The sequence below is a fragment of the Gordonia sp. ABSL11-1 genome (assembly GCF_030315685.1).
In the GTDB taxonomy this organism is placed as follows: domain Bacteria; phylum Actinomycetota; class Actinomycetes; order Mycobacteriales; family Mycobacteriaceae; genus Gordonia.
The window spans coordinates 121,953-128,347 of sequence record NZ_JASXSI010000017.1; the positions used below are offsets into that span (position 1 = coordinate 121,953).

Consider the following 6,395-nt stretch of genomic DNA (forward strand, 5'->3'; position numbering starts at 1 on the left):
CTTCGTCCCTGTCCGGATCTGCGGTATCACGGTTGCTCTGACCAGGCCGACGACAGCAACGACCGGGTGTCGCGCAGCAACTGTGGCATGACCTTCGTCTCCCCGACAACCGTGATGAAGTTCGCATCACCGATCCAGCGCGGGACGATGTGCTGGTGCAGGTGTTCGGCCAGCGATCCGCCCGCGGCGTACCCGAGGTTGAGCCCGACGTTGAAGGCGTTCGGGTTGGACACGGCCTTGATCGTGCGGATCATCCGCTGCGTGAAGGCCATCAGCTCCGCAGATTCGGCCGAGGTCAGCGCCTCCAGATCGGCGACCTGGCGATACGGCACGATCATCGTGTGACCGGGGTTGTACGGGTACAGGTTGAGCACGGCATACACCGACTCCCCCCGGGCGACGATCAGGCCGTCCTCGTCCGACATCAGCGGGATGTCGAGGAACGGGTGACCGGTCGACTTCGACGACGGCGGCGGGTCCGCCGTGATGTAGGTCATCCGGTGCGGACTCCACAGCCGCTGCAGCCGATCCGGGTCCCCGGTGCCGCAGTCCCGGATCTCGGCCGGGTCCCCCTCAGACGTCATCGGTCCCCTCGGACGGTGCGACGAGCTCCGCCACGGCGTCGGCTGTCGGGGACTCGTTGCGGCGCGCAGCGATCCATTCGGCGATGAAGTCGGCGGCCCGGGCGACGGGAACACCGTTGACCTGGGAGCCGTCGCGGAACCGGAAGCTGACCGCGTCGGCGCTGACGTCGCGCTCGCCGGCGAGAAGCATGAACGGCACCTTACCGGTGGTGTGGTTGCGGATCTTCTTCTGCATCCGGTCATCGGAATGGTCGACCTCGGCGCGCACGCCGCGGCGCCGCAGCCCGTCGACGACCGTCTGCAGGTGGTCGGCGAACGCCTCGGCGACCGGGATGCCGACGACCTGTACCGGCGCCAACCACGCCGGGAAGGCACCCGCATAGTGCTCGGTGAGCACGCCGAAGAATCGCTCGATCGATCCGAAGAGCGCACGGTGGATCATCACCGGCTGGTGCTTGGCGCCGTCGGCGCCGGTGTACTCGAGGTCGAAGCGGGCCGGCTGGTTGAAGTCCAGCTGGATCGTCGACATCTGCCAATTCCGGCCGAGCGCATCGCGCACCTGCACCGAGATCTTCGGCCCGTAGAACGCGGCGCCCCCCGGATCGGGCACGAGATCCAGACCGGATTCACGCGCCACCTCGGCGAGCGTGTTCGTCGCGATCTCCCACGACTCGTCGTCGCCCACGAACTTCTTCGGGTCCTTCGTGGAGAGTTCGAGATAGTAGTCGTTCAGACCGTAGTCCTTGAGCAGATCGAGCACGAAGGTGAGCAGCGACCGCAGCTCGTCGCGCATCTGCTCGCGTGTGCAGTAGATGTGCGCGTCGTCCTGGGTCATGCCGCGCACGCGGGTCAAACCGTGGATCACACCGGACTTCTCGTACCGGTAGACCGAGCCGAACTCGAAGAGCCGCAACGGCAATTCGCGGTAGGACCGACCACGCGACCGGAAGATCAGGTTGTGCATCGGGCAGTTCATCGGCTTCAGGTAGTAGTCCTGCGCCGGCTTGCGTACGGTGCCGTCCTCGTTGTACTCGGCGTCGAGCTGCATCGGCGGGAACATGCCGTCGGCATACCAGTCGAGGTGCCCGGACACCTGGTACAGATGGCCCTTGGTGATGTGTGGGGTGTTGACGAACTCGTATCCTGCCGCGATGTGCCGACGCCGCGAGTAGTCCTCCATCTCGGTGCGGATGATGCCGCCCTTGGGATGGAAGACCGGCAGTCCCGAACCCAGTTCGTCGGGGAAGCTGAACAGGTCGAGTTCGGCACCGAGTTTACGATGATCCCGACGTTCGGCCTCGGCGAGCAGCTCGAGGTAGGCCTCCTGCGCCTCCGTCGATTCCCATGCGGTGCCGTAGATGCGCTGCAGGTCGGCGTTGTCCTGATCTCCCCGCCAGTACGCGGCGGAGCTGCGGGTCAGCTTGAACGCGCTGATGTACTTGGTCGTCGGCACGTGCGGGCCCCGGCACAGATCGCACCAGATGAGCTCGCCGGTCCGTGGGTTGAGATTGTCGTAGGCGGTGAGCTCGGCTCCACCGACCTCCATGATCTCGCTGTCGTCGGCCGCACCCTTGTCGTCGATCAGTTCGAGCTTGTAAGGCTCCTTCGCCAGCTCCATCCGGGCGGCGTCCTTCGACGCGTAGACCCGCCGGGAGAACCGCTGACCGGACTTGATGATCTGTTTCATCTTCTTCTCGAGGGCCGCGATGTCCTCCGGGGTGAACGGCTCAGCGACGTCGAAGTCATAGTAGAAGCCGTCCCTGATCGGCGGACCGATGCCGAGTTTGGCGTCGGGGAACAGCTCCTGCACCGCCTGCGCGAGGACGTGCGCACACGAGTGCCGGATCACGCTGCGGCCGGCCTCGGTGTTCGCTGCCACCGGCTCGACGTCGGTGTCGAGGTCGGGCGCCCAGGACAGATCCCGCAGCGCTCCCGCCGCATCGCGGACGACGACCACTGCCTCGGGCCCCTTGTTGGGCAGTTCGAGTTCGCGTAGCGCCGTACCCGCGGTGGTCCCGGCCGGCACACGGATGGTGGCGGGGTGGGGCACCTGGCGTTCGTCGGGCACGGGGATGCTCCTAGCAGTCGTAACACGCCGTACGTGTCGATGGGGTTCGGTTGCAGTCTGATCGTATCTGCGCCGCCTCGTGCGCCCGCACCCGCCGACCGATTGGCGGCGTGGCGGATCGGGTCAGGAGAAGATCGGGCTGTCGAGCCACCCGGCGTCGATGTTCACCCACCCGGCGACCAGCCCCAGCGCTCCGAGCAGCCAGAGGGTCCCGAGCACGATCGCTGCGGTACTCAACCACACCGCGGTCTGCACCGACCAGTGCTGCCTACCGATCCAGTCGATCCACGCGTCGTACTTTCCCCTCGCGAACGTGAGCAGGCGGTGTGCCCACGCGAACTCCGAGGCGAGGATGCCCAGTCCGAGGAAGACGATCAGCCATCCGGGGCCGGGATACGGAATCGCGACGATCCCGCCGGCCAACACGACGGCGCCGACGATGCCGACACCGATCCGGTAGGTGCGATACAGCTTCGGGTTGCGCCGGATGACATAGCGCCGCTGACGGCCCCACAGCCGCAACCGTTTCCAGGCCGACATCTTCTCCTGTTCCGTGACCCGATCTGAGGAGTTTTCGCCCGCCAGCCTACGCGACCGGCATTGCCGGATCCGTCGCGCGCACCGCCGGCGCGGGCGTCGCGGTCCGTCGCAGACGGCGGTCGACGACCAGCGTGACGACGATGGTGATCAGCAGCACGAGCGGGTAGCACCCCGCACACAGGACGACCGCGAGACGGTCGTACCACTGCGGATCGGGCCACCGCGGCATCATGAAGAGTCCCAACGCGATCGCGTGATCGGACCCTAGTCGGGGCCCACTGTTGTACCAGTGGTGCCACCAGGTGAACGAGAGCGTCACGATTCCGGCCGGACCCAGCCACCACCACGACGCCGACCATCCGGATTCGAGCAGCCCCCGATAGGCGATGTCGAAGGCGACGACGAACAACGGGACGAACCACACCCAGTGATGGCCCCACGAGAAAGGTGAGACGGTGGCCGCCGTCATCCCGACGATGGAGACGGCGAGCAGTTCCTGTCCGCGGCGGTGGGCCACCAGTGCGGCCCAGATCCCGAGTCCGCCGGCGACGAGAGCGATCGGCATCCACAGCCACCACGGCGCCTCGTACAGCGGGAAGCCGCGCACCGGGTGGGCGAATCGTCGGACGTCGAAGTAGGCCAGCATCTGTGAGAGGAAACCGTTGACCGACTGATTGGCCGGCGAATCGACGCGGCCCACCCGCGCTGCACCGCCGACGTGATCGGTCCAATACCCCCACGCGTCGCGCGGGATCACCAGCAGGCCGACGACGATCGTCGCCGCGAACGTCGCGACGCCGGTCGCCAGCGCTCGCCACTGCCGCCCGGCCGCGAGGTAGATCAGGAAGAAGCCCGGAGTCAGCTTGAGGCCGGCGGCGATCCCGACCCCGATGCCCTTGAGGCGCGATCCTGGCCGGATCATCTCCAGCAGCACCAGATCCGCGACGACCAGCGCCATCAGGAAGATGTTGATCTGCCCCAACCAGATCGTCGTCCGGACCGGTTCGAGCACGGTCGCACACACGGTGAGCAGCGCACCGAAGGTCCAGAGTCGGCCGTCGAGACGATAGCCGAGGCTGCGGAAGCCCAGCACGATAACCAGCATCAGAGCGGCGACGGTGGCCGACCACCAGACGACGGCCGCGGTCATCTGGGTCATCCATGCGAACGGGATCAACACCAGTGCGGAGAACGGCGGATAGGTGAAGTCGAGTCCCCACAGCACCGGGTCCGCATAGAGCGGCCGGTCGTCGAGGACGGTCTGCGACCCCGCCCGATACACCCGGAGGTCGGTGTAGTTGCTGAACAGTCCGTAGAACGGGTTGTGCGGGGAGACCGCGGTCAGATGCCAGACGACGACGGCGACGGCGGCCAGCGCGGTCACGCCGATCAGCCACCAGGCGATCTCGGGTGCGGCACGCCTGTCCCCCGTCCTGGGATCCTCGGCGGTACCGGCGCGCACGAGCCGAACGTACTCGCAGGTGACGCCCCGGCGCGAGGCGAATCGCCGTGTCGCCCGGAAGGTCGCTTTTGCGCCGCCGACGACGCGTCGCCGTCAGGCTCGTCGGTAGGTCACCAGCTGCACACCGCTGCCGAGGGCACCGTGGCTCTGCAACGTGAGGCCGGTGGCGTGCTCAGTGTCGGGAAAAACCCGGAATCCGGAACCGAGGATGACCGGGAACACGGCCAGGCGCAGCTCGTCGACGAGCCCTTCCGCGAGCAGATGATGGACGAGGGTGCGGCTCCCGGCGACGAGGACGACCCCATCGGTCTCGTCGCGCAACCGCGTGACCGACTCGGTGACCGGCCCGTCGAGTACCTGAGAGTTGGTCCAGGACAGGTCGCGCAACGTGCTCGTCACGACCCGCTTGGGCATCGTGTTCATCTTGGCGGCGAATCCGTCGTCGTCCTCATAGTGCGGCCATGCGCCGGCGAATGACTCGTAGGTCCGACGCCCCAGCAGATGCACTCGCGCCTCGAGGATCTCGCCCAGCTTCGCCCGCCGCAGCTCTGGTGTGTGGAAGTCGAAGGTCCATCCCGTGTGCGGGTAGCCCTCCTCGCCTCCCGGCGCCTCCATCACACCGTCGAGGGACACGAACTCCGAGACCACGATCTCGCCCACTGACACCATCCCTGTTGCCGATCGGACCGTCACCCGCAACCGTTGCCCGGAACCGTCACCCCGGCGGGTTCACCAGAATGTGCAACATGTCACAGCCGGATGGACCAGGATCAGTCATGCGCATCCGCTGGCCCATGCTCTGTGCATTGTTCCTGGTCCGCGGTTCTCGCTGCATGCCGTTCCGAGGGCGGCACGAACGGCGCGTCGTCCTCGGCCGCCAGCGTGACGCACGGCGGCGAAACCGTCCGGCCACGGCCCAACGACTGGTCAAACATCTGACCGAGACCCGTTGCAACACAGCACAACACCGACTCAAGATAGGAAACTGAGGTGAGCTGCCGACGAATACCGAAGAAGGTGGGCAACCCGCCCGCCGCGCCGACACAGGCCTAGCTGCGAGAGCGGCGGTGCAAGCGGATGCCGGTTGTCTACGGCGGCGCGTTCGACCTCACCGAGGAGATCCGCGCCATATGTGTGGCCCGCTGGCCGAGCGGGTCGCCACCGACCCCCGCCCGACGCTGTTCGCCGAGCAGGTCGACGACATGATCGTCGCGGTGTCCGGCGCGGTGCGGACCATCGTACAGCTACTCACCGAGCGCGACGCCCATCACCGAACCACGCATGTTCCGGTGATGAACCGAGGCCAAACCGTCAAGGCATTGGTGTCGCTGGCCGAGGTGGCCGGCGACCCCAAGATCTCCGACGCCGACATCCGGTCCGGCCAGTGGGCGGCGATTTTGGCAGAAGACGCCGCCCCGTTCGCCGCCGAGCTGGCCGACCACCTCGGCAAGGCTGTGGCACCCGGCGACTCTCGAGGCCGATCACCGTCCGAACGTGTCGAGGTCGTCTTACGCGAGATCTACACCGCTGCAACGGATCTCGTGCGGCGGGTCCGCCAGGCCGGGAGCCACCGCCATCAGCTCGCGCCGAAGGCCACCACGACATCCGAGACCGACCAGGCACGCGCAACCCTGGCTGACCTCGGCGTCGAGGTCTAGACCTCGGCTAATCCTCGGCTAATCCAAGGCTAGACCTCGGCTAATCCGCGGCTAATCCTCGGCCAATCCCGGTCTCCGACGAT

6 protein-coding genes are annotated in these 6,395 nt (G+C 66.9%); 1 reads left to right on the top strand and 5 read right to left on the bottom strand.

The window, feature by feature from the left end; translation table 11 throughout:
* Positions 1-26: 26 nt before the first annotated feature.
* From QSJ19_RS18615 to QSJ19_RS18635, 5 genes are all read right to left on the bottom strand, one after another.
* Positions 27-584, bottom strand: a complete 558-nt coding sequence (locus QSJ19_RS18615) for an ATP adenylyltransferase (protein ID WP_286322461.1) — start codon at positions 582-584, stop codon at positions 27-29.
* Positions 574-2,652, bottom strand: coding sequence for a threonine--tRNA ligase (gene thrS, locus QSJ19_RS18620; RefSeq protein ID WP_286322463.1), 2,079 nt, complete (start codon positions 2,650-2,652; stop codon positions 574-576). Before thrS ends, QSJ19_RS18615 begins: the two co-directional genes overlap by 11 nt.
* A gap of 123 nt (positions 2,653-2,775) precedes the next feature.
* On the bottom strand, positions 2,776-3,192 hold the full coding sequence (locus QSJ19_RS18625) for a TIGR02611 family protein (protein WP_286322464.1): 417 nt from the start codon (positions 3,190-3,192) through the stop codon (positions 2,776-2,778).
* A 46-nt stretch (positions 3,193-3,238) separates the two neighbouring features.
* Positions 3,239-4,654: a glycosyltransferase 87 family protein gene (locus tag QSJ19_RS18630; protein WP_286322465.1), complete on the bottom strand. Its 1,416-nt coding sequence runs from the start codon at positions 4,652-4,654 to the stop codon at positions 3,239-3,241.
* Positions 4,655-4,747: 93 nt separating this feature from the next.
* Complete coding sequence (locus QSJ19_RS18635; RefSeq protein ID WP_286322467.1) at positions 4,748-5,323, bottom strand: dihydrofolate reductase family protein; 576 nt, start codon at positions 5,321-5,323, stop codon at positions 4,748-4,750.
* A 461-nt stretch (positions 5,324-5,784) separates the two neighbouring features.
* Here QSJ19_RS18635 and QSJ19_RS18640 point away from each other — a divergent pair, with 461 nt between their 5' ends.
* A complete protein-coding gene (locus tag QSJ19_RS18640; RefSeq protein WP_286322469.1) occupies positions 5,785-6,312 on the top strand; it encodes a hypothetical protein in 528 nt (175 codons plus the stop codon).
* The last annotated feature ends 83 nt before the right edge of the window (positions 6,313-6,395 follow it).

What these genes read in the sequence shown, in the direction of transcription:
- QSJ19_RS18625 (WP_286322464.1), bottom strand. Translation starts at nt 3,192, where the DNA reads ATGTCGGCCTGGAAACGGTTGCGGCTGTGGGGCCGTCAGCGGCGCTAT.
- QSJ19_RS18615 (WP_286322461.1), bottom strand. Translation starts at nt 584, where the DNA reads ATGACGTCTGAGGGGGACCCGGCCGAGATCCGGGACTGCGGCACCGGG.
- QSJ19_RS18635 (WP_286322467.1), bottom strand. Translation starts at nt 5,323, where the DNA reads ATGGTGTCAGTGGGCGAGATCGTGGTCTCGGAGTTCGTGTCCCTCGAC.
- QSJ19_RS18640 (WP_286322469.1), top strand. Translation starts at nt 5,785, where the DNA reads ATGTGTGGCCCGCTGGCCGAGCGGGTCGCCACCGACCCCCGCCCGACG.